This is a genomic window from Sorangium sp. So ce128 (assembly GCF_051525245.1).
GTDB lineage: Bacteria > Myxococcota_A > Polyangia > Polyangiales > Polyangiaceae > Sorangium > Sorangium cellulosum_B.
Genome location: NZ_CP150313.1, coordinates 12,294,268 through 12,319,024 on the forward strand (window position 1 = coordinate 12,294,268; position 24,757 = coordinate 12,319,024).

General features: G+C 72.0%; 17 protein-coding genes. All 17 read left to right on the plus strand.

Going from position 1 to position 24,757, the window contains the following annotated elements; genetic code table 11:
- The first annotated feature begins 54 nt into the window (after window positions 1–54).
- Window positions 55–885 carry a hypothetical protein gene (locus WME82_RS46565; protein ID WP_438040592.1) on the plus strand — a complete coding sequence of 277 codons (831 nt, stop codon included), beginning with the start codon at window positions 55–57 and terminating at the stop codon, window positions 883–885.
- 25 nt (window positions 886–910) lie between these two features.
- The gene (locus WME82_RS46570; RefSeq protein WP_438040593.1) at window positions 911–2,515 is read left to right on the plus strand and encodes a hypothetical protein; all 1,605 of its coding nucleotides are present in this window, start codon (window positions 911–913) and stop codon (window positions 2,513–2,515) included.
- 359 nt (window positions 2,516–2,874) lie between these two features.
- Window positions 2,875–5,013 carry a prolyl oligopeptidase family serine peptidase gene (locus tag WME82_RS46575; RefSeq protein ID WP_438040594.1) on the plus strand — a complete coding sequence of 713 codons (2,139 nt, stop codon included), beginning with the start codon at window positions 2,875–2,877 and terminating at the stop codon, window positions 5,011–5,013.
- A 198-nt stretch (window positions 5,014–5,211) separates the two neighbouring features.
- Window positions 5,212–6,018 carry a hypothetical protein gene (locus tag WME82_RS46580; protein ID WP_437742873.1) on the plus strand — a complete coding sequence of 269 codons (807 nt, stop codon included), beginning with the start codon at window positions 5,212–5,214 and terminating at the stop codon, window positions 6,016–6,018.
- A gap of 18 nt (window positions 6,019–6,036) precedes the next feature.
- A complete protein-coding gene (locus WME82_RS46585; RefSeq protein ID WP_438040595.1) occupies window positions 6,037–9,393 on the plus strand; it encodes a hypothetical protein in 3,357 nt (1,118 codons plus the stop codon).
- 115 nt (window positions 9,394–9,508) lie between these two features.
- A complete protein-coding gene (locus WME82_RS46590) occupies window positions 9,509–10,141 on the plus strand; it encodes an OmpA family protein (protein WP_438040596.1) in 633 nt (210 codons plus the stop codon).
- A 29-nt stretch (window positions 10,142–10,170) separates the two neighbouring features.
- Window positions 10,171–11,160, plus strand: coding sequence for a DUF2894 domain-containing protein (locus WME82_RS46595; protein ID WP_438040597.1), 990 nt, complete (start codon window positions 10,171–10,173; stop codon window positions 11,158–11,160).
- A 13-nt stretch (window positions 11,161–11,173) separates the two neighbouring features.
- Window positions 11,174–11,617, plus strand: coding sequence for a hypothetical protein (locus tag WME82_RS46600; protein WP_437854850.1), 444 nt, complete (start codon window positions 11,174–11,176; stop codon window positions 11,615–11,617).
- A gap of 454 nt (window positions 11,618–12,071) precedes the next feature.
- Window positions 12,072–12,842 (plus strand): PP2C family protein-serine/threonine phosphatase, encoded by a 771-nt coding sequence (locus tag WME82_RS46605; RefSeq protein WP_437742878.1) that lies wholly within the window; start codon window positions 12,072–12,074, stop codon window positions 12,840–12,842.
- 137 nt (window positions 12,843–12,979) lie between these two features.
- Entirely contained in the window at window positions 12,980–16,024 is a 3,045-nt protein-coding gene (gene uvrA, locus WME82_RS46610; protein ID WP_438040598.1) for an excinuclease ABC subunit UvrA, read from the plus strand.
- Between the two features lie 605 nt (window positions 16,025–16,629).
- Window positions 16,630–18,294 carry an IgGFc-binding protein gene (locus tag WME82_RS46615; protein ID WP_438040599.1) on the plus strand — a complete coding sequence of 555 codons (1,665 nt, stop codon included), beginning with the start codon at window positions 16,630–16,632 and terminating at the stop codon, window positions 18,292–18,294.
- Window positions 18,295–18,347: 53 nt separating this feature from the next.
- Window positions 18,348–19,271, plus strand: a complete 924-nt coding sequence (locus tag WME82_RS46620) for a DMT family transporter (protein WP_438040600.1) — start codon at window positions 18,348–18,350, stop codon at window positions 19,269–19,271.
- A 376-nt stretch (window positions 19,272–19,647) separates the two neighbouring features.
- Complete coding sequence (locus tag WME82_RS46625; protein WP_438040601.1) at window positions 19,648–20,877, plus strand: phenylacetate--CoA ligase family protein; 1,230 nt, start codon at window positions 19,648–19,650, stop codon at window positions 20,875–20,877.
- Window positions 20,878–21,088: 211 nt separating this feature from the next.
- On the plus strand, window positions 21,089–21,811 hold the full coding sequence (locus WME82_RS46630) for a ClpXP protease specificity-enhancing factor SspB (protein ID WP_437742884.1): 723 nt from the start codon (window positions 21,089–21,091) through the stop codon (window positions 21,809–21,811).
- Window positions 21,812–21,867: 56 nt separating this feature from the next.
- Window positions 21,868–23,118 (plus strand): branched-chain amino acid ABC transporter permease, encoded by a 1,251-nt coding sequence (locus tag WME82_RS46635; protein ID WP_438040602.1) that lies wholly within the window; start codon window positions 21,868–21,870, stop codon window positions 23,116–23,118.
- Window positions 23,115–23,915 (plus strand): ABC transporter ATP-binding protein, encoded by an 801-nt coding sequence (locus WME82_RS46640; RefSeq protein ID WP_438040603.1) that lies wholly within the window; start codon window positions 23,115–23,117, stop codon window positions 23,913–23,915. Before WME82_RS46635 ends, WME82_RS46640 begins: the two co-directional genes overlap by 4 nt.
- Window positions 23,912–24,670 (plus strand): ABC transporter ATP-binding protein, encoded by a 759-nt coding sequence (locus tag WME82_RS46645; protein ID WP_438040604.1) that lies wholly within the window; start codon window positions 23,912–23,914, stop codon window positions 24,668–24,670. The genes WME82_RS46640 and WME82_RS46645 overlap by 4 nt, the downstream gene beginning before the upstream one ends.
- The last annotated feature ends 87 nt before the right edge of the window (window positions 24,671–24,757 follow it).

Genomic DNA, 24,757 nt, shown 5'->3' on the forward strand with positions numbered 1-24,757 from the left:
CCGCTCGCCGTTCGGCGGCTTCCGTGGCGGGTGCTCATGAAGTAGCATCGCCCTATGCCCACGATGTTCGACATCGCCCAGCGCGCTCTAGCGAGCGTGGAGCAGCTCGGCAAAACGATCGCGGTGCTGCAGGATGAGGTCGCGCGCCTCTCGCAGATCGTGAGAGAATTGCGCGCGCCGCGCGGCCTGCAATTGTTCGCTGAAGCGGTGCCAGGGTTAGGTGAGTTTGGCCCCGATCCTTCGCTGAAAGCGGCGACGATCTACGTCCGCACGGCCCGTCCGGACGGCACGCCTGTGGATGCCGAGCAGGAGCTCCGGATCCGTTGGGTCAATGGTCCCGATCTGCCGTCCGACCACCTCTTCAAATGGCAGGCCCGGCATGGCGTGGATATCGGGCGCGCGGTCACGTACGTGCAGATCGCCATCCTTGCGGGATGGGTCGACGACGCGACCTACGTCTTTCTCATCGAGTCCATCGGCGGGCCCACGCCCGCACAGACGTTCGTCACGTTTCGCGCGGCGGAGAAGGCCCTGCCGGGCGCGGAGCTCACGGTGCACGCGGTCTGCACCAACGAGTTCAAGGTCGGCGCGAGCGATCCTGTGTTCGTCTTCGTGACGGTCGTCGGCACCTCGTCGTTCACGCCGAAAGTCGACATCACAGTCAGCGCGAAAAGCGCGGCGTGGAGGCCCGCCCCTCCCTCCGCGCCCGACGTCAATGTCTCGAGAGTCTATTACCCGGGCGGCACAACCTGGGTCCTCGAGGTGAGACCAAAGGCCGCCGCATGGCCAAATGACGTCATTGGGTTGCGCGTCTTCGCATCGGAGAAGCGTTCGAGCCAGATCGTCTCTGGGATGACGGTGGTCCAGCTGCGGCCAGTACGCTGAAATCCGACGAAATGGACGGCTCACGATGATTCGTCTGCAGAGATGGTTCCTGAAGCCTCCCTATAATTATCTGCCGGGGGACGATCTGGTGAATCGCGCCTTCCAGGACCTCGCGATCCTGCTCGGCGATTTGGCGATGTTCTTGATGATCCCCGAGATCAAGAGCAACACGGAGAACACGGACAACTACTTCCAGATTGCGATCGATTTTGACCAGGCAGAGCAGTATGGCGTTGTGCTCACGCCATTTGCGACCCTCGTCGCCGAGATCATCCGATCCGCGACGGAGGTCGTCCTCTGGCCGATCGACGGTCCGTTTGATGTCTATTATCGAAATCAGTTCTGGCCGTATGAATGGGAGTCCATTCGAAAGATCGCCGACCCGTCGGACCCGAATAACGTGAGTCTCGGCGTCACGCACATACCCACGGCCCTCGTCGCGCCGACGATTCCGCCTTCGTACCACCCGACGTTTGACATGTTCGGAGGTCAGGTGTTCTGGGTCGTCTATGAAGCGAGCGACGTCAACGGGACGAAATACTGCACGGATGGCCTCGACAAGGACGGGAATCGCGTGAGCGTCTGCATGCCGTCCTTCATCACATTGTTTCACGAGCTCACGCACGTCGTCTCGATCGCATCCGGCGGATCGCAAGACGAGACGGAGAGCGAGGCGATCGCGCGCCAGGGGGAGAACCTGTTGCGTACGGCATTGGGACTTGCCGTCAGGGACGCAAATCCGTCGACTCCGAACCGGCTCCAACCACCGAGCTACTGCTGGCACCCACCGCCGGCCGTACCCGATCCGACGGCCGGATCGTGGAGCTGGCCGGGGCCGAAGTGCTTCATCGCCTCGTCCGCGGGGGCCGATCTGGCAGCGCTTCGGCGCGTGCGTAAGCGAATCGCGCTCGAATCGGAGATTTGTCGCGACTTCCTGGTCTCGCTGTTCGATGAGTACTATCAATACAGTCCATTTCTCTGCCGGCGGATGACGTCAGGGACTCACGGGGCGCGGGAGGCGAGCGAAGGCATCGCCGCGTTCTGGCGGGCGGTGCTCGACGGAGCGGAGCCGCCGGCTCAAGCCGAGGGCGCCACGGCGCGCCGCGCCGGCGTCGAGTGGCTCGAGGAGATGCTCAACCGGAACCTCGTTGGACCACTGTCCGGGTGGGCGCTCGTGGACCCTGCGCGAATGATGGTGCTCGGCTTGTCCTCTCGGGCGATCGAGGAGTGGTGGTATCGGTTGCCTTGGCTTTGCGGCGCGGGCGCCGGGGGAGACCCCGTGCTCGATGGCTTCCTGCAACGCGCCAAGGCGCCCTTTCGCAGCGATCGGATCGCGCCGCGGCCCTCCTTTGCCATTCCCCGCGCGGACGATCTCTCGATCGTCACGGAGCGCGCGTACCGACTTCGGATCGAGAACGTCGGACGACGGCCTCTCTTCGTTGCGCCGCGGTTCTCCGCTGGAGTCACGGCGCCGTTCGACGACTCGATCGTCATCATGCCGGGCGAGGAAGGGTTCATGCCCGTGGGGCCCTTCGTGTCGGGCGTCGAGGCCGCGTTTCAGCCGAAGTACCCGGGAATCAATGTGGACGCCGACGGTCGCTGGCGCGTCGCGATCGCCGTCGATCCCTGACGCTCGGATCAGCTGGCTCGCCGGACGTCGTCGATGACTGCGAGCGGACTTGTTGCTGACGGCGCCGCCGACGTCCAGCGCGAGCGCGGCGGCGCATCGTGAAATGCGCGGGATCTCCGGACTCCCGCAGCCTCCCCAGGCGGCTCGCGCGATCCGACGTCGCTCTGCGACCCCGTCCTCCCCAGCGACCCGCCTCGCACGATGCTCGCGCCCCGGCGCGAGCCCCGCGAACCCGCGTGCCCCTGTCGGCTGGGGCACGGTATGCTTGTCGCACCATGAAGTACTCTCCCTGCCTGCTCCTCTCGGCGTTTCTCGCTGGCGCCTGCGGAGGTGGCGAGGCACACCCATCGGGTCCGACCATGACCGCAAGCTCCTCTCTGCTCCCCACCGCGGCCAGCGCCGCGCCCGCGCCCGCGTCCGAAGGTCCCAGCCGCCCCGCGTACCCGCCCACCCGCGTGGCCCCGGTGACGAACGCCGTGCATGGGGTCGAGATCACCGACAAGTACCGCTGGCTCGAGGACGGCGACGCGCCCGAGGTGAAGGAGTGGATGAAGGCTCAGGACGCGTTCACGCGCGCCGAGCTCGCCCGGCTCCCCGAGCGGGACGCGATCGCGTCAAGGCTGAAGCAGCTATTCTACATCGATGCGGTCTCTGCGCCGCGCCACCGCCGGGGCCGGTACTTCCTGAGCCGGCGGCACGCGACGAAGGAGAAGTCGGTCGTCTACTGGAAGGAGGGAAAGAGCGGCGAGGAACGCGTGCTGTTCGACCCGAATACCTGGTCCGAGGACGGCAGCGTCTCGCTGGGCGGATGGGAGGTGTCGTGGGACGGCAAGAACGTCGCCTACAAGATCCAGCAGAACAACTCGGATGAGGCGACGCTCTATGTGATGGATGTCGCGTCCGGCAAGCGCTCCGAGGTGGACGTCATCGAAGGGGCCAAGTACGCGTATGCGTCGTGGACGCCCTCCGGCGACGGCTTCTACTACGTCTGGCTCCCCACGGACCCGTCCATCCCGGTCGCCGAGCGGCCGGGTTATGCCGAGGTGCGCTTCCACCGGCTCGGCCAGGATCCGAAGCAGGATCGCGTGGTGCGCGGCAGGACGGGCGATCCAAGGACCTTCCTTAACGCGTCCCTCTCCAAGGATGGCCGCTTCCTGGTGCTCACCGTCTCTCACGGGTGGACCTCGGCTGACGTCTACTTTCGCGATCTCCGCAGGCCGGGCGGCCAGGCCGCGGACAAGCCGCTCGCGGTCGGGCGCGACGCCCACTACACCGTCGAGGTCTACAAGGACCGGCTCTACGTCCACACCGACGAGGGCGCGCCGCATTACCGCGTCTTCGAGGTCGATCCGGACAGGCCGGATCGCGCCGCATGGAAGGAGATCGTCCCGGAGCGCCCCGACGCCACGCTGGACAGCGTCTCCATCGTGGGTGGGCACCTCACGCTGAGCTATCTCAAGGACGCTTCGAGCCGGGTCGAGGTGCGCGCGCTCGACGGCAAGCTGGTCCGCGAGGTCCCGCTGCCGGGCATCGGCACCGTCGGCGGCCCTTCCGGGCTGCCCGACGAGGACGAGGCGTATTTCTCGTTCGAGTCCTACACCTCGCCTCACGAGATCCACGCGACCTCGATCAAGACGGGTCGGACCGAGCTCTACGCGCGCATCGAGGTGCCCATCGATCCGTCGCCCTTCAGCGTCGAGCAGACCTTCTTCCCCTCCAAGGACGGCACGAAGATCTCGATGTTCATCGTCCGCCGCAAGGACATGAAGAAGGACGGGAGCTCCCGCGCGCTGCTCTACGGCTACGGCGGGTTCCAGATGTCGCAGACCCCCGCGTTCACCTCCTCGATGTACCCCTGGCTCGAGCGGGGCGGCGTGTACGCGGTGGCGAACCTGCGCGGCGGCGGCGAGTACGGAGAGGCGTGGCACCGGGACGGGATGCTGCTCAAGAAGCAGAACGTCTTCGACGACTTCATCGCCGCCGCCGAGCACCTGATCGGCGAGGGGTACACGCGGCCCGAGCGGCTCGCCGTCCTGGGCGGCTCGAACGGCGGTCTGCTCGTCGGCGCCGCGCTCACGCAGCGGCCCGACCTGTTCGGGGCCGTCCTCTGCGGCGTCCCCCTGCTCGACATGGTGCGATACCACCTGTTCGGCTCCGGCAAGACGTGGATCAGCGAGTATGGCTCCGCCGACGATCCGGAGCAGTTCAAGGCGCTCTACGCCTACTCTCCTTATCACCACGTCCAGTCGGGGAAGCGGTATCCGCCGGTTCTCCTGCTCTCGGCCGACAGCGACGATCGGGTCGATCCCATGCACGCGCGCAAGTTCGCCGCCGCGCTGCAATCCGCGAGCGCGGGCGGTCCCGTCCTGCTCCGCATCGAGCGGAACGCCGGGCACGGCGGCGCGGATCTCATCAAGTCGGCGGTCGCGAAGGGCGCCGACCAGATCTCGTTCGCGCTGTGGGCCACGAGCGCGCAGGCGCCGGCGATCAAGCAGTGAGGCGTCTTGCGGCGCGCGTGCGCCGCAAGACGCGTGAGGCGCGCGGCGCGCGGCGCACGACGAGCGGCGCGCGTGAGGCGCGGGACGCGCGCCGCGGGCGGGGCGACGGACAGGCTTGCGGCTCCGCGCCGCGACGGCTAACAACGCGCCGCTGTGCGAACGCTTCACCCCGTAGCCGGGGCTTCCCGCCGCGGGCCTTTGATCTCGCGCCCCCTCGCGGCCGCCGTCTCGGCGCTCGCGGAGGGCCCGCGCGCGCCGCTCGCGGACCTCGCCGATCCTGCGGCGGTGCTGGCCGGGCTCATGGACCTGCACGGGAGCGTCTCGCTCGCGCGCGAGCTCTCGCTCCTCGACCGCCACGCGGCGCCGCCGCCGGCGTCCGAGGGCGCTCGCGCCGAGGTCCGGGCGCTCGCCGCCGATCGCCTCGGCGAGCTCGCGGAGGCGCTCGACCACGTGTTCGCCGCCCCGTTCCACCGGCGGAACAAGCTCCCCGACGCGGCGGCGGTGCACGCGACGCTGGAGCAGACCGGGGTGCTGCCTGCCCGCGCGGCCCGCGACCGCGGGGGGCGCCCGCTCGCGTCCGCGGCAGGGCAGCTCTGGGAGCCGTTCGGAGAGCTCATGGGCCGCGCCCTCGGCCGCATCCGGCTCGAGACGCGCGCGCTGCGCGAGGAGCTCGCGCCTTCGCTGCGGGCGCTCGGCCCGGAGGCGGCGCGGCTCGAGCGGCTCGACGCCGCGATCTCCGCTGCCACCCAGAAGCGGCGCGAGCGCGCGCTCGCCGAGCTCGTCCCCGGGCTCTCGCGCGCCTTCGCGCGGGCCTTCCGCGCGGCCGTGGGCGCGCTGCCGGAGGGGGCCGGGCTCGAGGACGTCGCGGGCTGGTTCGGGCAGGAGCAGTGGCTCCTGCGGGAGCTCCAGCGCATGGAGCTCGTTGTCCAGGCGGTGCTCGCGCACGAGGCGGGCCGGCTGCTCTCGCTGGTCGACGGGGCGGCGGCGGCGGGCGCGCCCGCGTAGCTCGCGGGGGGCTTCACGATGCGGTTCGCGACGGCGCGGCAGTGGACGACGCGGATCCTGGTGCTCCTCACCGGCGGGGTCGGCCTCGCCCTGGTGGGGCGGGCGGCGCTCGTCTACCGCGGGGCGGACCCGCTCGCGTACCGCCTCGTGCAGCTCATCGCGCTGGGGCTCGCGCTCGGCACGCTCGAGCTGTTCGTGCGCGCGGGGCGGGCTGCCCGGATCGAGCGCGAGCTCGGCGCGCTGCCGCGGCCGGCGACGCGGGCGGCGATCGAGCAGAGCGGCGCCCCGCTCCGATCGATGCTCGAGGCGCGGATCGCCGGCGCGGCGCTGCCCCCGGCGAGCACGACGTTCGCGTCGTATCTCGTCGGCCTGCTCGTGATGATCGGGCTGCTCGGCACGTTCCTCGGCCTGTTCGAGACGCTGCGGGGGGCCCGCGAGGCGCTGACGCTGAGCGCCGACGTCGACGCGCTGCGGGAGAGCCTCGCCGCGCCCATGCAGGGCCTCTCGCGCGCGTTCGGCACGTCGGCGGCGGGCGTCGCGGCGTCGGGGGTGCTCGGGCTCGCCGGCGTGCTCCTGCGCCGGGCCGAGGCGCGGGCCGCGGCGGCGCTCCAGGCCTACGCGTCGGGCCCGCTCGCGGCGCTCACGGTGGCGGGGCGGCAGCTCGCGGCGCTGGAGGCGCTCGCGCGGCAGGGCGAGGCGCTCCCCGCCGCGGCGGCGTCGCTCCGCGAGGCGACGGGCCGGCTCGAGCGCCTCGAGGAGCGGCTGCTCGCGGTCCAGGTGGAGGGCGCGCGCCAGGCCGCCGCCTCGTTCGCGGCCGCCGCGGCCGAGGTCCGCGGCGACATCGCCGCGGGCCTCCGGCAGACCGCCGACGTCGCGGCGAGCGTGGTCAGGCCGATCCTGGCGGAGGCGGTGGAGCGCGCTGGCGCGGTCGCGGGCGGCGCGCTGCAGGCGGTCGAGCGGCGCCTCGACGAGGAGGCGCGCGCGCGGCGGGAGGCGGACGTCGCGTCGGCGTCGAGGCTGGAGGGCCAGGCGGAGCGGCTGTCGTCGGTGGTGGGGGAGGCGATCGAGCGGCTGGAGCGAGCGCACGCGGCGCGCGCCGCGGAAGCGGCGGAGCGGCAGGCGGAGCTGGACGCGGAGCGGGCGGCGCACCTGACGGCGCTGGGCGAGGCGCTGTCGGGGGCGCTGTCGGAGGCGGCGCGGGCGGCGCAGGCGGCGCCGGAGGCGGCGTCGCGGCTGATCGGGGAGGCGTCGGAGCGGCTGTCAGCGCGTGCGGAGGCGGACGCAGCGCGGGATGTGAGGCTGGACGCGCTGCTGGAGAAGCTGTCGGAGGCGACGGCGGGGATGGCCGGGAGCGCGCGGGAGCAGGCGGAGCGCGTGGCCGCGCTTGCGGAGGTGGTGGAGCGGAGCGGCGCGGAGCGCGAGGCGCGCGCGGAGGCGCGGGTGGCGGCGCTGGGCGAGGCGGCGCGGGCGCAGCTGGCGGAGCAGGCGGCGCGGCTGCTGGCGTTCGAGGAGCGGCTCGACGGAGCGCGGCGGGAGGCGGCCGACGGGCTCGCCGAGCGGCTCAGCGCCCACGCCCGCGGCCTCGGCGAGAGCCTGGCGCAGATGGAAGGGGGCGCGGCGTCGCGGCTGGAGCGGCTGGAAGGGGGCGTGGCGTCGCGGCTGGAGCGGATGGAAGAGGGCGCAGCGAAGCGGCTCGAGCGGCTCGACCAGGAGGCCGCCGCGCGCCGGCGCGAGCTCGAGACGGCGTCGGCGTCGAGGCTGGAGGGCCAGGCGGAGCGGCTGTCGTCGGTGGTGGGGGAGGCGATCGAGCGGCTGGAGCGAGCGCACGCGGCGCGCGCCGCGGAAGCGGCGGAGCGGCAGGCGGAGCTGGACGCGGAGCGGGCGGCGCACCTGACGGCGCTGGGCGAGGCGCTGTCGGGGGCGCTGTCGGAGGCGGCGCGGGCGGCGCAGGCGGCGCCGGAGGCGGCGTCGCGGCTGATCGGGGAGGCGTCGGAGCGGCTGTCGGCGCGTGCGGAGGCGGACGCGGCGCGGGACGCGCGGCTGGACGCGCTGCTGGAGAAGCTGTCGGAGGCGACGGCGGGGATGGCCGGGAGCGCGCGGGAGCAGGCGGAGCGCGTGGCCGCGCTTGCGGAGGCGGCGGAGCGGAGCGGCGCGGAGCGCGAGGCACGCGCGGAGGCGCGGGTGGCGGCGCTGGGCGAGGCGGCGCGGGCGCAGCTGGCGGAGCAGGCGGCGCGGCTGCTGGCGTTCGAGGAGCGGCTCGACGGAGCGCGGCGGGAGGCGGCCGACGGGCTCGCCGAGCGGCTCAGCGCCCACGCCCGCGGCCTCGGCGAGAGCCTGGCGCAGCTGGAAGGGGGCGTGGCGTCGCGGCTGGAGCGGATGGAAGGGGGCGTGGCGTCGCGGCTGGAGCGGATGGAAGAGGGCGCAGCGAAGCGGCTCGAGCGGCTCGACCAGGAGGCCGCCGCGCGCCGGCGCGAGCTCGAGACGGCGTCGGCGTCGAGGCTGGAGGGCCAGGCGGAGCGGCTGTCGTCGGTGGTGGGGGAGGCGATCGAGCGGCTGGAGCGAGCGCACGCGGCGCGCGCCGCGGAAGCGGCGGAGCGGCAGGCGGAGCTGGACGCGGAGCGGGCGGCGCACCTGACGGCGCTGGGCGAGGCGCTGTCGGGGGCGCTGTCGGAGGCGGCGCGGGCGGCGCAGGCGGCGCCGGAGGCGGCGTCGCGGCTGATCGGGGAGGCGTCGGAGCGGCTGTCGGCGCGTGCGGAGGCGGACGCGGCGCGGGACGCGCGGCTGGACGCGCTGCTGGAGAAGCTGTCGGAGGCGACGGCGGGGATGGCCGGGAGCGCGCGGGAGCAGGCGGAGCGCGTGGCCGCGCTTGCGGAGGTGGTGGAGCGGAGCGGCGCGGAGCGCGAGGCGCGCGCGGAGGCGCGGGTGGCGGCGCTGGGCGAGGCGGCGCGGGCGCAGCTGGCGGAGCAGGCGGCGCGGCTGCTGGCGTTCGAGGAGCGGCTCGACGGAGCGCGGCGGGAGGCGGCCGACGGGCTCGCCGAGCGGCTCAGCGCCCACGCCCGCGGCCTCGGCGAGAGCCTCGAGGCAACCGCAGCGGTGGTGCGGGAGGCCTCGGAGCTCGTGCGGGCCGGCGGTGCCGAGATGACGTCAGTGGCGGAGATGTTCACCGTTGCGGTTGACCGTTACCGCGACGCGAGCGATCGCTGGCTGAACAGCCTGGGGGCGATCGAGGACGCGATCGAGCGCCGGGAGCACGGCGAGGCGACGGACCTCCTCGGCGCTTACCTCGACCAGACCCGTGAGGTCTTCGATCACTCGCTGCAGTTCCAGCGCGAGCTCTTCTCCGAGCTGCGGGCGCTGAGGAGCAAGACGAGCTGATGCGCCGCGCCTCGCGTGCGTCTGGCCCTGGTCTCTCGCGCCCTGAGACCGTGCGCTCGGCGGATCGTGGCGAGATCTCACCGCGTTTGCTGACGTCCGCCGCGAGAGCGATGCGATGTCCCTGACGCCGGCCGAAGACGATGTCCCCGAGCAGGCGGCGGTCTGGCCGGTCTTCGGCGACCTCATGGCCTGTCTCTTCGGCCTCTTCGTGCTCTTTTTCGTCTGGGCGATCTCGTTTCAGGTCGATCTGGCCCGCGATCTCGCCGCCGAGCGCGCCACCCGCGCGACGGAGCGCGCGCGTCTGGAAACGCTCGAGCGCGCCCTGGCCGGACCGCTCGCCGAGGGAAGGATCACCCTGACGGAGGGGCGCATCGGGATCCGCGGCAGCATCCTGTTCGAGCTCAACTCGGCCGAGCTTCAGCCTGCGGGCATCGCGCTGCTCCGCGCGCTGGCCGACCCGCTCAAGGCGTACCTCGAGCATCATGACGAGCTCATCATGGTGAGCGGCTTCACGGACGACCGCCCGCTCACGAGCTCGTCCCGCGGTTATGCCGACAACTGGGAGCTCTCGGCGCAGCGAGCGCTCACGGTGACGCGGGCGCTCTCCGCGGCGGGTGTCCCCGACACGTCGCTGTTCGCGGCCGGCTTCGGAGAGCGGCACCCGGTGGCGCCCAACGACACGAGCGAGAACCGGGCGAAGAACCGCCGGGTGGAGATCTCGCCGATCCCGCGGCGAGGTGCGCCCTGATGACATCCACGTCGGATTTTTCTCCGACAATGCTTTCCCAACCCGGGTTGGCCGCGGCGGCGTCCCCCCAACCTGGGTCGGCCGCGTGCCCCCAACCCGGGTCGGCCGCGTCTCCCCAACCCGGGTCGGCCGCGTCTCCCGCATCCCCCCAACCTGGGTCGGCCCCGTCCCCCCAACCCGGGTCGCCCCCGGCCGACGCGCGCCTCGCCGCCCTGCGGGCGGCCGGCGCCCACCGCTTCGACCCCGCGGGCTACCGCCTCGTCGAGGCGCTCCTCGAGCGCGCTCGCGCCCTCGACGGCGGCGCCCGCGCGCGCCTCGCTGCCCGCGCCTCCGCGCGGCTCGCGGCGCTCGACGCCGCCTTCCACCGCGCCCGCGCCGACGCCGAGGCTCACCTCCGCGCCCTCGCCGACGCCGGCCTCCCTCACGACGGCGCCCTGGCCGCGGCGCTCGCGCTCGGCGATTTCCCCGCCGTCGTGAGGACCGCGCGCCGCCGCCTGCGCGCGCTCGCCGCCGAGCGGAAGACGACCGCCGTCCCCTCGCTCGCGCGCCTTCGCGGCGAGGTGGCCGCGCGCGACGTGCGCCTCCCCGGGCCGCTCGCGCGCGATCTCGCGGAGCTCCCGTGCGACGGCGACGTCGTCGAGCGCCGGGTGAAGCGGCAAGCCCAGGCCCTCAGCAGCGCGCTGTCCACCGCGCTGTTCCACGAGTCGCTGGTGAGCGCGCGCGCCACGCTCGCCGTCGCGCGCGCGGCCGACAACGTGCCGGAGGACGCCGGCCCCTACAACGCCCAGGTGCTCGCCTCCCGGGCGCTCTGCGCCGCCGAGCGGCTCTCGGAGCACTACCTGCGCGCGCTCGTGGCCGGCCTCCAGGACCTCGGCGCCCTGGCCGCCGCGCTCGAGCCGCAGCCCGAGAAGCCAGCGCGGAAAAAAGCCGCCCCTCGGAACACGAGCGACGCCGCCCCTCGCCGACGGCCGGCCCGGTCGGTCCGAAAAAAAGAATCCCTTTTTCGCGGATCGCGTTAGGTAAGTAGTCCCCATGCTTTGCTCGCCAGGCCGATCGCTCGCTTCCCTCGCGCTCTTCCTGCTCGCCAGCTCCTGCTCGTCCTCGCCCGACAAGGTGCAGAGCGGGCCGCTCACGCCGCCGCTCAAGCAGTGCGGCACCGAGGTGGTCAAGCGCGGCGACGGCTACAACGGCGCGGCGCGCGAGTGCATCTGGCAGGCGTACAGGAACCACGACCCGTCCGAGTTCACGACCACGCGGTACACCATCGAAGGCGATCCCGTCACCTACCGCCTCGAGGTCACGCTCACGGGCGTCGTGGTCGTCGTGGACAGCAAGGATCGCTACGCGCTCCGGGGCGTCTTCCGCCACGAGTGCCGCAACCTCGAGCGCATCATGCAGGAGGGCACCGACGACCGGTTCGGCTTCGCGCTGAGCGCGTGCTCCGGCGGCGGCGCCGACCGGTTCGCGGTCCCGTGACGAGGCCGCCGCGCGCCGGCGTCCCCGGCTCGTCCCGGCGGCCCGGTCGGCTCGCTGGCCCGACGGGAGGCCGCCCCGAAGCCGCGGCAAATCAAGACGTTGGAAGCGGAACGGCGACGGGCGCGCGGCGTGAGGCGCAATCGCCCACCGTGCCGAGCCCTGCGCGGACGGCCGCGGGCGGGCGCGCCCCGAGGCCTGATCTGGTGGACGCGACCGATCCTTGGCGCGTAGGCTCGCTGGGAGCAGTCGGAGCGGGCGGCAAGATGAGCAGACGAAGCACCCCGTGTCGCGCGATCGGTCCGAGGAAGGCGCCGGAAGGGTGTGGATGACGCGATGACGGAAGACGCGCGCCCGTCGTCCGGCAGTCCGGCAGAGCGTGCCTGCGAGCACGCTGGAGGGAAGCGCCGTGCAGCGTCACCTCGTTTTTGAAGCCGCCGGGATCAGCCATCCTGGCATGGTCCGAGACACGAACGAGGACAGCTTCGCGATCCTCGAGCCCCGGGGGCTGTTCCTCCTGGCCGACGGCATGGGAGGGCGCGCCGCCGGGGAGGTCGCCTCGCGCATGGCGATCGATACGGTGCGTGATTTCTTCGACGACCCGGACTCCACCTGGCCTGTCGCCGTCGGCGTGGGGCCGCCCACGACGCGGGGCTCGGAGGCGCGCTACGTCGATCAGGGGCTCCCCCTGCTCGTCGCGGGCATCCAGCTCGCGAACGGCCGCATCTTCTCCGCCGCGCGGCGCGACCGGGAGAAGCGCGGCATGGGCACCACGATCGCGGCCGTGCTGGCGCGCGACGGCTTCATCGCCGTCGCGCACGTGGGCGATAGCCGCGTATACCGCCTCCGCGATCATCGCCTCGAGCAGCTCACGCGCGATCACTCGCTGGTCAACGAGTGCATCCGGCTCGGCCACCTCCTCCCCGAGCAGGCCAGCTCGTTCCCGCTCCAGCACGTGATCACCCGCGCCCTCGGCACCGACGAGGCGGTCGACGTCGAGACGCGGATCGACGCCATCGAGGGAGGGGATGTCCTCCTGCTCTGCTCAGACGGCCTGTCCGGCGTGGTGCCGGCGCAAGATATCGCAAGTATCCTGGCGACCCACGCCGATCTGGCCGGCATCGCGTCCCGGCTCGTCAAGCGCGCCAACGAGAACGGTGGCCCCGATAACGTCACCTGCGTTGTCGTGCGCTGGCGCGCTTCGCCCGGCGGCCCGACCAGGCGCTGATCCGCGCGCCCGCGCTGCCGCTCCGGCGGTGTGCGGGCGAGAGCATTGCGCTCAGCCCGCCAGTTTTTCCATGAAACATCGCGTGCCTGGAGGTGCCAGAGAGCGCGCCACCGTGTTAATGGCGGTGGGGAATCCCAATGGTCGCGCGAACGAACGGATCCACACACCCGCAATCCATCGAATCCCCGTCCCGGAGCGCGGCGCTGAGCAAGCCGGGGAAGGGCAGCTCATCGGGCGCGCGGCGCCCCGGCCCGGCGGCGGCGGAGCTCGATCCTGCGGAGCACCACCGGCCGGCGCTCAAGCTCCTCGACGCGGCGCGCGAGCCGGATTTCATCGAGGTGCTCGGATCGCGGGAGCACAACCTCCGCATCGATCGGCTGGAGGTGCCGAAGCGGAAGCTCGTGGTGTTCACGGGGGTGAGCGGCTCGGGCAAGTCGAGCCTGGCGTTCGACACGCTCTACGCCGAGGGGCAGCGGCGTTACGTCGAGACGCTGAGCTCTTACGCGCGCCAGTTCTTGGGTCAGCTCGAGCGCCCGCAGGTCGAGCACCTGCGCGGCCTGTCGCCGACCATTGCCATCGAGCAGAAGAGCGCGTCGAGCAACCCGCGCTCCACGGTCGGCACGATCACGGAGGTCTACGATTACCTGCGCGTGCTCTATGCGCGCGCCGGCGAGCAGCATTGCCACCTCTGCGGCAAGCCGGTGAAGGCGCAGAGCTCGGAGCAGATCGTCGACGAGCTCCTCGGGATGCCGGAGGGGACGAAGTTCGTGCTGCTCGCGCCGCTCGTGACGCACCGGAAGGGGGAGTTCAAGGACCTGTTCGAGGAGCTCCGGGGCCGCGGCTTCGTGCGGGTCGAGATCGACGGGGCGCAGCACCGGCTCGACGAGCTGCCGAAGCTCGACAAGAAGCTCAAGCACACCATCGCGCTCGTGGTCGACCGGCTGGTCGTGCGGGCGGACGAGCGCCAGCGCATCACGGAGGGGGTCGAGGTCGCGCTCCAGGAGGGGCGCGGCGAGCTCCGGGTCGAGCTCCAGGCCGACGAGGGGGCGTCCGGGCGGCGGCGTCGCCCCGACGCTCCGCTGCTGTTCAGCGCCGCGCGCTCCTGCTGCGGCCAGAGCTTCCCCGAGCTCTCGCCGCAGAGCTTCTCCTTCAACAGCCCGCTCGGCATGTGCGGCGCCTGCAACGGCCTCGGCACCCGCCTCGAGATCGATCCGGCCCTCGTGATCCCGGATCCTGCGCTGTCGATCCGGGAGGGCGCCATCGCCCCCTGGGCGTCGGCCATGGCGCGCGGGGAGGGCTGGACGTTCCGCATCATCGACGCCGTGGCCAAGGCGTGCTCCGTCGACCTCGACGTGCCCTGGCGCAAGCTCGGGGCGAAGAAGCAGGAGATGGTGCTCCATGGCCTCTCCGGCAAGCGCATCGCGGTGACGTGGGGGAAGGAGGGGACCGAGACGCACGGCACCTGGGGCATGAAGTTCGAAGGCGTGATCCCCAGCCTGATGCGCCGGTTCCAGCAGTCGTCGTCCGAGTCGGCGCGGGACGCTTACCGCAAGTTCATGAGCGAGCGCCCGTGCGACGCCTGCGGCTCCCGGCGGATGCGCCCCGAGTCGCTCGCGGTGCGCGTCGCGGCCAAGGGGATCGCCGACGTCACCGCGATGACGGTGAGGGACGCCTACGAGCATTTCGCCCGGCTCGAGCTGCCTGGCAACCGGCAGAAGATCACGGAGGGGGTGCGGCGCGAGATCACGAGCCGGCTCAGCTTTCTCCTGAACGTGGGGCTCGACTACCTGACGCTCGACCGCTCGGGGCCGACGCTGAGCGGCGGCGAGGCGCAGCGCATCCGGCTGGCGAGCCAGCTCGGCAGCGAGCTCTCCGGGGTGATGTACGTGCTCGACGAGCCGAGCATCGGCCTGCACCAGCGGGACAACCAGCGCCTCATCGAGACGCTGCGGCGCCTCAGGGATCTCGGCAACACGGTGCTCGTGGTGGAGCACGACGAGGAGACGATCCGGGCCGCCGACTACGTCGTGGATTTCGGCCCCGGGGCCGGGCACCTCGGCGGCCGGGTGATGGCCGCGGGGACGCCCGAGGAGATCGCGCGTGACCCCGAGAGCGTGACCGGGGCGTACCTGGCGGGGCGCGCGCGCATCGAGGTGCCCGAGGCGCGGCGCGCGCCGCGCGGGTGGCTGGAGATCCTGGGCGCGGCCGAGCACAACCTGAGGAGCATCGACGTCCGCTTCCCGCTCGGGGTGCTGCTCGCGGTGACCGGGGTGAGCGGCGCCGGCAAGAGCTCGCTGGTGAACGGCATCCTCCTGCCGGCGCTGGGCCGGGCGCTTCACCACAGCACCGAGCCGGTCGGCGCGCACCGCGCGATCCAGGGGCTCGAGGCGCTCGACAAGGTCATCGCGATCGACCAGAAGCCGATCGGCCGCACGCCGCGCTCGAACCCGGGGACGTACACGAAGGCGTTCGACCAGATCCGCGAGATCTTCGCCGAGCTGCCGGAGTCGCGCGCGCGCGGCTACGGTCCAGGGCGGTTCAGCTTCAACGTGAAGGGCGGGCGCTGCGAGCCGTGCAGCGGCGACGGCATGGTGAAGGTGGAGATGCACTTCCTCGCCGACGTCTATGTCCCGTGCGAGGTGTGCGCCGGCAAGCGGTACAGCGCGCAGACGCTCGCGGTGCGGTTCAAGGGCAAGAGCATCGCGGATATCCTCGACACCAGCATCGAGGATTGCCTGCGTCTCTTCGAGCACCACGTCGCGCTGCGCCGCGTCCTCGAGACGCTGGTCGAGGTCGGCCTCGGGTACATGAAGATCGGCCAGAGCGCGCCGACGATGAGCGGCGGCGAGGCGCAGCGCGTGAAGTTGAGCCGGGAGCTCGGCAAGAGCCAGACGGGGCGAACGCTCTACGTCCTCGACGAGCCCACGACGGGCCTGCATTTCGAGGACATCCGCAAGCTGCTCGGCGTGCTCCACCGGCTGGTCGAGGCGGGGAACACGGTGGTGGTGATCGAGCACAGCCTCGACGTCATCAAGTGCGCGGACTGGGTGATCGATCTCGGCCCCGAGGGCGGCGCCGGCGGCGGCCGGGTCATCGCCGAGGGGACGCCGGAGCACGTCGCGAAGGTGAAGGGCTCGTACACAGGACAGTTCCTTAGCCCCCTTCTCCCGCCTAGGCGTTAACGAAGCCTAGCGCCGCGTTCTCCTACATTCGAACGTGGTCGTGGTCGTGAACGTGGTCGTGGTCGTGGTCGTGGTCGTCAACGTTGGACCGTGAACGACCACGACCACGTTCACGTTCACGACCACGTTCACGTTGGTGACCGATGGTGGGGCGAGCTCGTGCGCTGAATGCAACCGAACGAGCTCGGCTAACACATATGCCCTCTTGTCCTGTGCGGGCGCTGGCCGAGCGGGGATGGATCATCTGGGGCAGAGTGGGGCAGAGAACGTCTGCGACGGCTCACTCCGACGCGCCTGAGACAGACGCATTTGTGATTTGCGTCTCTTGCTGACCATCCATTTCAGAGAAGCGCGATATTCATTGGTGGCGCCCTTGACTGATTTATTCGATCGGCTTGCACCGCGCTGCAAAAGCGCGTAGCCGGGATCGATGGACACCAACGTGTCCAGGAGTGCGCGAGCACCCGACCAGCACCTTCAGCGAACAACATCATGAGTTCTCGTGCCAGCGGGGCTGTCGTACAGGCCCCTGCGCTCGAGATCCGTTGACGGGAGGGCCCATGCAGATCTCGAAGCATGCTCTATTTCTCGGCGTAGGACTTTGGGTGGGCGCCGCCTCGGCGGCGGCGTGTTCCGCCAGCGGCTCGTCGGCGGGCGACCCTCGGCCTGGGACCACCTCCAGCGGCGGCGGCTCGGGCGGCGACGCCGTCGGGTCGATGAGCTCCGGCGGTTTCGGCGACGACATCGGCGCCGGCACCGGGGGCGGCGACGTCGGCCCCGAGCTGGTCGGCGACCCGAAGACGTGCGCGGAGGCCGCCGCGAGCAAGTCCTATATCGGCTGTGACTTCTGGCCCACGGTCACCGCGAACATCGTCTGGTCGATCTTCGACTACGCGGTCGTCGTCGCGAACGCCGGCGACGAGATCGCCGAGGTCGAGGTGACGCGCGCCGGCGCCGCGGTGGCGCGCGCCGAGGTCAAGCCCAACAGCCTGAGCAAGATCTACCTCCCCTGGGTGCGCGAGCTGAAGGGGCCCGACGCCACCCATTGCACCGGGGGCGACTCGATCACGAGCTCCGTCCGCGTCGACGGCGGCGCTTACCACCTCGTCTCGACCCGGCCGGTCACGGTCTATCAATTCAACGCGCTCGAGTACAAGGGAGAGGGCGGCCCGTCCGGGAAGGACTGGTCGTCCTGCCCTGGCAACGAGGCGTGCGCGGCCAACGACGGGGAGCCCTTCGGCTGCTTCTCCTTCACCAACGACGCGTCGCTGCTCCTGCCGAGCACCGCGATGACAGGCAACTACCGCATCACGGGCCAGCGCGGCTGGGCGGAGGCGGACTTCGGCGGCTACATCGTCATCAGCGGGATCCAGGACGGCACCAGCGTCACCGTGAACGTCGCCCAGGGAGGCTCGGTGGTCGCGGGCGACGGCATCCCCCGGACGAGCGGCGGCGGCAGCTTCACCGTCCAGCTCGACGAGGGGGATGTCGTCGAGGTCCTCGGGCACCCGAGGAGCGACCTCAGCGGCAGCCTCGTCACCGCGACCCGCCCTGTCCAGGTGCTGACGGGCATACCGTGCGTGCAGGCGCCGGTCGGCCACCAGGCCTGCGACCACATCGAGGAGTCCGTGTTCCCCGCCGAGACGCTGGGCAAGCGGTACTTCGTGACGCTCCCGACGTCGCCGGGCGGCCGCGTCATCGGCCACATCGTGCGCCTCTACGGCAACGTCGATGGCACGGCGCTGACGTATCCGTCCGGCAAGCCGGACGGCGCGCCGACCACCATCGACGCTGGCCAGGTCGTCGATCTCGACGTGGTGAGGCGGGATTTCGAGGTCGTGGGAGACCACGAGTTCGCGGTCAGCACGTTCATGCTGGGCGCCGAGATCGTCGACGCGGACACCGAGTCTCGCCAGAAGGGCGATCCGTCGCAGAGCCACCCCACCGCGGTCGAGCAATACCGCTCCAAGTACGTCTTCCTCGCGCCGAGCGACTACGATGAGAGCTACGTCGACATCATCCAGCCGCTCGACGCCGCGATCACGCTCGACGACGGCTCGGTCGACGTCGCCCCGACCCCGATCGGCAACGGCTCCGGCTTCGGTGTCGCGCGTGTCCGGCTCGGCCCCGGCAACGGCGGCGCGCACGTGCTGACCGCCTCGGCGCCCGTCGGCATCCAGGTGCTCGGCTACGGCGCCTACACGAGCTACCAGTACCCTGGCGGGCTCAACCTCGTCGCCATCGCGCCCCCGCCGCCCCCGCCCCGCTGACCCCGCGCGCCGCGCTGGTTGTCTTTCCCGGTCTCCTGAACTAGCACCCTCGCATGACGGACGAGCCGCGCTCCTCGGCACGTCGCGCCCGCCGCGCCGCGCTCTTCGTCGTCCTGGCCAGCCTCGCCTTCGCCGCGAGCGGCCCGCTCGCCCGCTATGCGCGCCCGGTCCACCCGCTCGCCATCGCCTTCGGCCGGGTCGCCCTCGCCGCGATCGCGCTCTCCCTGGTCGACCCGCGCGCGATCGCCCGCTCGGCTGCCCGCCTCTCGCCGCGCCAGGGCGCCGCCGTCCTCTGCGCCGGCCTCCTGCTCGCCGTCCACTTCGCGCTCTTCCTCTGGGGGCTCGACCGCACGTCCCTCGCCGCGGCCCTCTCGCTCGTCTCGCTCGAGCCGCTCGCCGTCGTGCTCTGCGCGTGGGCGTTCTTCGGCGTCCGCCCCACGCGCTCCGAGCAGGCGGGCGTGCTCCTCGCCACCGTCGGCGCGCTCGTCGTCGCGCGCTCGGCCGGCGCCGGCGATCACCGGCTCTCGGGCGACCTCCTGGTCGTCGGCGCCACCCTCCTCTACGGCCTCTACGTGTCCTTCGCCCGCGCGCTCCGGGACGCGCTGCCGGCGCGGAGCTACGCCGCCCTCGTCTACGGCAGCGCCGCCGTCTTCCTCGCCGTGGCGCTCCCGTTCGCGCCCGGCGCGCTCGAGGGCGTCGCCCCGCCGCCGGTCCACGCCGCCGTCGCCATCGTCGCGCTCGCGCTCGTCCCCACCGTCGTCGGCCACACCGCGGTCCAGATCGCGGCGCGCCGCATGTCCCCATCCATCGTCGCGCTCGTGTCCCCCGGCGAGACGCTCGGCGGGATCGTCATCGGCGCCCTGTGGCTCCACGCCACCCCGACCGCGCTCGAGATCGCGGGCGCCGCGATCATCCTCGCCGGCGCCACCGTCGCGATCCTCGGGTCGAGCTCGTCCGCAGCCACGAGCGCCGGCTGACGCGCGCCCCCGCCGGCGCGCCCCCGGCTGGCGCTCGATGCCCGGCGCGGCGTGAACGCCTGACTGCGTGTGTCCGGGCAGCGGTCGCGCCGAGCGCTCACCGGCTCTGCTGCGACGGAGTTTGCCCGCGCGCGCCGCTCCGGTCGGACTCCGCGCCTCGAACACAGGGATTTCACGGGAGAGGCGCCCGCGCGCGCTTGACGGTCGATGATTCGAAAGAACGCTCTCCCGCATGTACGGTGGGCTGTTTCGAAACATCCTGTTTCCGCTCTATGAGACCCGTTTGAGGGGCAGGGAGACCCTGAAAGACCTGGAGCGGATAGAGCGCTCCCAGTGGCGATCGGAGAATGAGATTCGCGATCTCAGCTTCCGGCGGATGCTCGCCGCCCTCCAGTTCGCCGAGCAGCACGTCCCGTTCTACCGGGCTCGCTTCGCCGAGCACGGCGTGCGCGCCGCCTCGGTGAAGGCGCCGGAGGACCTCCTGCGGTTCCCCGTCCTCACGAGGGCCGACCTCCGCGCCCACGGGCAGGACCTCCTCGCCGAGGGCTTCGTCGGCCGGCTCTACGCGAGCGGCACGGGCGGGTCGACGGGGGAGCCGGTGCAGTTCCGGTTCGACCACCGCACCTACGAGCGCCGCATCGCGGCCGCCATGCGGTCCGACGGGTGGGCGGGCGCCCGGCTCGGCGACCGGGAGCTCCACCTGTGGAGCGCCGTGCTGGTCAGCGAGACGCTCGCGAAGAAGGCCAAGCGCTCCCTTCACGAGGCCATCCTCCGCAAGAAGATGATCTCCGCCTTCGACCTGTCCGACCGGCGCCTCGCCGCGTTGCTCGACGAGATCGCGCGGTACCGGCCGCAGCTCATCGTCGGGTACGCGAGCGCGCTGTACCACGCGGCGCGCTACGCGCTCTCGGATGGCCGCGCGCTCCCCGCGCCGCGCGGCATCGTCACCAGCGCCGAGCGGCTGTTCGCGCACCAGCGCGAGGCCATCGAGCGCGCGTTCGGCGCGCCGGTGTTCGATCGGTACGGCTGCCGGGAGCTCATGCTGATCGCCGCCGAGTGCGAGCGGCACGCCGGCAAGCACATCAACATGGAGAACGTGTTCGTCGAGCTGCTCCGCGACGGGCGCCACGCCCTCCCCGGCGAGCCCGGCGAGGTCGTCGTGACCGACCTCGTCTGCCGCTCGATGCCGCTCATCCGCTACAAGAACCAGGACGTCGCGATCGCCGCCGGCGCGCCGTGCGCGTGCGGCCGCGGGCTGCCGATGCTCGCCTCGGTCGAGGGCCGCGTCCTCGACCTGCTCGTCGGCCCCGACGGCGAGCTGCTCGCCGGGGAGTTCTTCCCGCACCTCATCAAGGACCAGCCGACCATCGCCCGCTACCAGGTCCACCAGGACCGGCGGCGCGCGCTCACGGTCAAGCTCGTGCCGGGCAAGGGCTTCCAGCCCGAGACCGCGAGGCTCATCGAGCGCCTCGTCCGGCAGCACCTGGGCGAGCGCGCGGAGATCTGCGTCCAGATCGTCGACGAGATCCCCCTCACGAGCGGCGGCAAGCACCGGGTCACCCTCTCCGAGGTCCCCGTCCAGCTGGGCCGGGGGCGCGCAGCGTGAGCGTCGCCGGGGCTGCCGGGAAGCTCGCGCGGCGCCGGCGCCGGCGCCGGCCGCGCCGCGCGCTGCGCTCACAGCGCGTTTTCTACAGATCTGCTGGAGCGCCTGGTGGCGGGGGCGCGGCGGCCTGCTCACCCGGCACGCTGCTCGGCGCGTGGCCTCCCCGAAGCGCTGGCGGAGCCGCGCGGTCCGGGGTATTGGGCAGAGCAGTACGATGTCCGACGTGCAGAGACCGCTCCCGCCGAAAAAGGACGTCGCGCTGGCCCTCCTCGAGCGAGAGCCGAGCGTGTTCATCCACCTCGATCCGCGCCGGCCCGGTGTCTCCGTCCCCAAGTGGTTCACGGGACAGCCGCAGCTGATCCTCCAGGTCGGCATGAACATGGCGATCGCCATCCCCGACCTCAAGGTGGACGACGACGGGATCAGCTGCACCCTGTCGTTCAACCGCGCGCCGTTCTGGTGCCGCTTGCCGTGGCACGCGATCTGGGCGCTCGTGAGCGAGGACCAGCGCGGCATGGTGTGGCCCGAGGACATCCCGGCCGATCTCGCCGCGCAGAAGCAGCAGCGCCCCGCCGTCGCCCCGCCGCAGAAGCCCGCCAAGAGGCCGCGCCCCCGGCTCGCCGCCGTCGCGCCCCCCAGCGGCGACGACGAGCGGAGCGACGAGGCGGCGGACGAGGCGCCGGCGCGCGACAGGGCGCGCCCCCAGCTCGAGTCCGTGGAGGCCGGCGAGCGCCTCGGCGCGGGCGAGGCCCCGGCGCGGGACGCCGGCGCGCCCGTGAGGCCGCTCGCGCCGGTGCCGGCCCTCGCGCCGGTGCGGTCCACCGAGGAGCGCGAAGACGACGAATCGGGTGGCTCCGGTGAGCCCGAGCCCAAGCCTCGCCAAGGGGCGGGCAAGCCGAAGCGCGAACTGCCCCCCTATTTGCGGGTCATCAAGTAACGCTACTGACGCTACTGCTTGACGGTGCGGCTCGGCCATTCCAACTCTGGCCGGCCATGCCTCGACCGTTGCAGCGCATCCTCACTGCGCTCCTGCTCCTCGGCGTCGTCGTCGCCCTCGAGTTCGGCTTCGAGACCCTCTTGCCGGACGCTGCCTGGCGTCAGCTCGCCCTGTTCGCGATGGTCAACGTCATCGCGGCGCTCTCGCTCAACGTCATCAACGGAATGGCCGGCCAGTTCTCGATCGGCCACGCCGGCTTCGTCGGGATCGGCGCGTACACCGGGGCGGTCGTCGCCGGCAACCTGCACCAGCACCTCGGCGGCGGCGAGCCGCTCTTCGGCAACTCGTTCGTCGTGATGCCCGCCTCGCTGCTCGCGTCCGGGCTCGTCGCGGCCCTCTTCGGCCTCGTGGTCGGCCTGCCGAGCCTCCGGCTGCGCGGCGACTACCTCGCCATCGTGACCCTGGGGTTCGCCGAGATCTTCCGCCTGACGATCGCGACGGCGACGACCGGCGGCCCCGACCAGGGGGCGGTCGGCAAGCTCCTCGGGGCGCTCGGCGGCCCGATCGGCTACGCCGGCCCCGACGACACCGGCGTGCCGCAGTACGCCGGCCCGTTCTGGATCTTCGGCTCCGTCGTGCTCGCGACGATCCTCGCCTGGCGGCTGAAGTTCTCCGGCTGGGGCCGCGCGCTGCGCGCCCTCCGCGAGGACGAGATCGCCTCCGCCGCGGTGGGCGTCGATCCGACGCGCTACAAGGTCACGTCGTTCGTCATCTCCGCCGCCGGCGGCGGCATCGCCGGCGCCCTGCTCTCGTCGATGCGCGACGGCAACCCCACGGTCCAGCCGGACCAGTTCACGTTCAACTACTCGTTCGACGCCATCACGATGGTGATCCTCGGCGGCTCGGGCAGCGTCTCCGGGGCGATCCTCGGCGGCGTGTTCGTGACCTTCACGGTGAAGCTCATCGAGCAGCTGCAGGGCCTCGACAGCGTCCTCGCGCTGAAGGCGGCCTACCCCGCGCTCGATCTGAACGCCCTCAGGATGGTGCTCTACGCGGGCATCCTCATCGGGCTGATGGTCCTCCGCCCCGAGGGGCTGTTCGGCGAGCGCGAGCTCTTCGGCCGGCGCTGGTCGCGCAGGAAGCGCTTCCCGGTGGGCCCGGCCGAGCCCGTCCCCGCCACGACCGGCGTGGAGACGGTTGCCGAGCACCCGGGCGCGCCGCCTCCCCCAGGCGCGCCGCCCGATGAGCCGCCGCCCGGCATCACGGTCGGCCGCGAGGCCAAGCCGGCCGGGAGGGAGCTCGAGTGAACCTCGATCTGAAGCACGTGACCAAGCGGTTCGGCGGCCTGCGGGCCGTCGGCGGCGTCTCCTTCTCCGTGCCCGAGCGCTCGATCTTCGGGCTCATCGGCCCGAACGGCGCGGGCAAGACGACGGTGTTCAACCTGATCACCGGCGTCTACAAGCACGACGAGGGCGCGATCCGCTTCGGCGGGACCGACCTCGCGCCGCTCCGGCCGAGCCAGATCGCGCGCCTCGGCATCGCCCGCACGTTCCAGAACATCCGCCTCTTCGGCCAGCTCACAGTGCTCGAGAACGTGCTCGTCGCCTGCGAGAACCTGCGGAGATCCACGCTCGCGTCCGCCCTGCTGCGCTCGCCGTTCTTCTTCAAGGACGAGCAGGAGATGACCGAGCGCGCCCTCTCGCTCCTCTCGGTGTTCAAGCTGGAGGACATGGCCGACGAGATCTCGACGTCGCTCTCGTACGGCAACCAGCGCCGCCTCGAGATCGCCCGGGCGATGATGCTCAAACCGAGGCTGCTCCTGCTCGACGAGCCGGCGGCGGGCATGAACTACGGCGAGGCCGAGGGGCTCAAGCAGCAGATCCGCTGGCTGCGCGACACCTTCGACATCACGGTCGTGCTGGTCGAGCACAACATGCAGGTCGTGATGGGGGTGTGCGAGGAGATCCACGTCCTCGATCACGGCGAGACCATCTCGCACGGCACCCCGGAGGTCGTGCGCAGGGACCCGAAGGTCCTCGCCGCGTACCTCGGCGAGGAGATCGACGACGAGGCGGCCGGCGCGGCGGCGGAGGAGCCCGCATGAAGACATCGCATCCGACGCGGCAGCCCCCCTCGGTGGCCTCCGGCGACCCCCTGCTCGTCGTCGACGATCTCGCGGTCAGCTACGGCGGCATCAAGGCGCTCAAGGGCGTCAGCCTCGAGGTGCGGCGCGGCGAGATCGTGGCGATGATCGGCGCGAACGGCGCCGGCAAGACGACCACGCTGAAGACGATCGTCCGCCTCCTCCCGATCGCCTCCGGCCGCATCCGCTACGACGGCAAGGACCTCGCGTCCGTCTCGACGGAGGAGCTCGTCGCGGCCGGCATCTCGCTCGTCCCGGAGGGGCGCGCGATCTTCTCGAACCTCAGCGTCCGCGAGAACCTCGATCTCGGCGCGTGGTGCCACAAGCACGGCCCCACCATGGCGGAGACCGTCGACGACGTGGTGAAGCTCTTCCCCCGGCTGGGCGAGCGCATGCACCAGCACGGCGGCACGCTCTCCGGCGGCGAGCAGCAGATGCTCGCGATCGGCCGCGCCATGATGGCGCGCCCCGCCATGCTGCTCCTCGACGAGCCCTCGCTCGGCATCGCGCCGCGGCTCGTCGCGGACATCTTCGAGTCGATCGCCAAGATCGCGGCGTCGGGAACAACCGTACTCCTCGTCGAGCAGAATACCCGACTGGCGCTCAAGTACTCGACGCGCGCCTACGTGCTCCGTACTGGGCAGATCGCCATGAGCGGCGAGTCGAAGGATCTCGCGGCGAACGAAGAGATCCGCGCGGCCTACCTCGGCGGCTGATCCCGCGCCGGCGCTCGTCGGCGCGTCGCGGCTCCCCGAGCGGGTCGCAGACGGGCCATCGCGGATCACGGCGGATCACAGCGGATC

What these genes read in the sequence shown, in the direction of transcription:
- WME82_RS46590 (WP_438040596.1), top strand. Translation starts at nt 9,509, where the DNA reads ATGTCCCTGACGCCGGCCGAAGACGATGTCCCCGAGCAGGCGGCGGTC.
- WME82_RS46645 (WP_438040604.1), top strand. Translation starts at nt 23,912, where the DNA reads ATGAAGACATCGCATCCGACGCGGCAGCCCCCCTCGGTGGCCTCCGGC.
- WME82_RS46565 (WP_438040592.1), top strand. Translation starts at nt 55, where the DNA reads ATGCCCACGATGTTCGACATCGCCCAGCGCGCTCTAGCGAGCGTGGAG.
- WME82_RS46630 (WP_437742884.1), top strand. Translation starts at nt 21,089, where the DNA reads ATGTCCGACGTGCAGAGACCGCTCCCGCCGAAAAAGGACGTCGCGCTG.
- WME82_RS46620 (WP_438040600.1), top strand. Translation starts at nt 18,348, where the DNA reads ATGACGGACGAGCCGCGCTCCTCGGCACGTCGCGCCCGCCGCGCCGCG.
- WME82_RS46625 (WP_438040601.1), top strand. Translation starts at nt 19,648, where the DNA reads ATGCTCGCCGCCCTCCAGTTCGCCGAGCAGCACGTCCCGTTCTACCGG.
- WME82_RS46570 (WP_438040593.1), top strand. Translation starts at nt 911, where the DNA reads ATGATTCGTCTGCAGAGATGGTTCCTGAAGCCTCCCTATAATTATCTG.
- uvrA (WP_438040598.1), top strand. Translation starts at nt 12,980, where the DNA reads ATGGTCGCGCGAACGAACGGATCCACACACCCGCAATCCATCGAATCC.
- WME82_RS46595 (WP_438040597.1), top strand. Translation starts at nt 10,171, where the DNA reads ATGCTTTCCCAACCCGGGTTGGCCGCGGCGGCGTCCCCCCAACCTGGG.
- WME82_RS46635 (WP_438040602.1), top strand. Translation starts at nt 21,868, where the DNA reads ATGCCTCGACCGTTGCAGCGCATCCTCACTGCGCTCCTGCTCCTCGGC.
- WME82_RS46605 (WP_437742878.1), top strand. Translation starts at nt 12,072, where the DNA reads ATGGTCCGAGACACGAACGAGGACAGCTTCGCGATCCTCGAGCCCCGG.
- WME82_RS46600 (WP_437854850.1), top strand. Translation starts at nt 11,174, where the DNA reads ATGCTTTGCTCGCCAGGCCGATCGCTCGCTTCCCTCGCGCTCTTCCTG.
- WME82_RS46575 (WP_438040594.1), top strand. Translation starts at nt 2,875, where the DNA reads ATGACCGCAAGCTCCTCTCTGCTCCCCACCGCGGCCAGCGCCGCGCCC.
- WME82_RS46585 (WP_438040595.1), top strand. Translation starts at nt 6,037, where the DNA reads ATGCGGTTCGCGACGGCGCGGCAGTGGACGACGCGGATCCTGGTGCTC.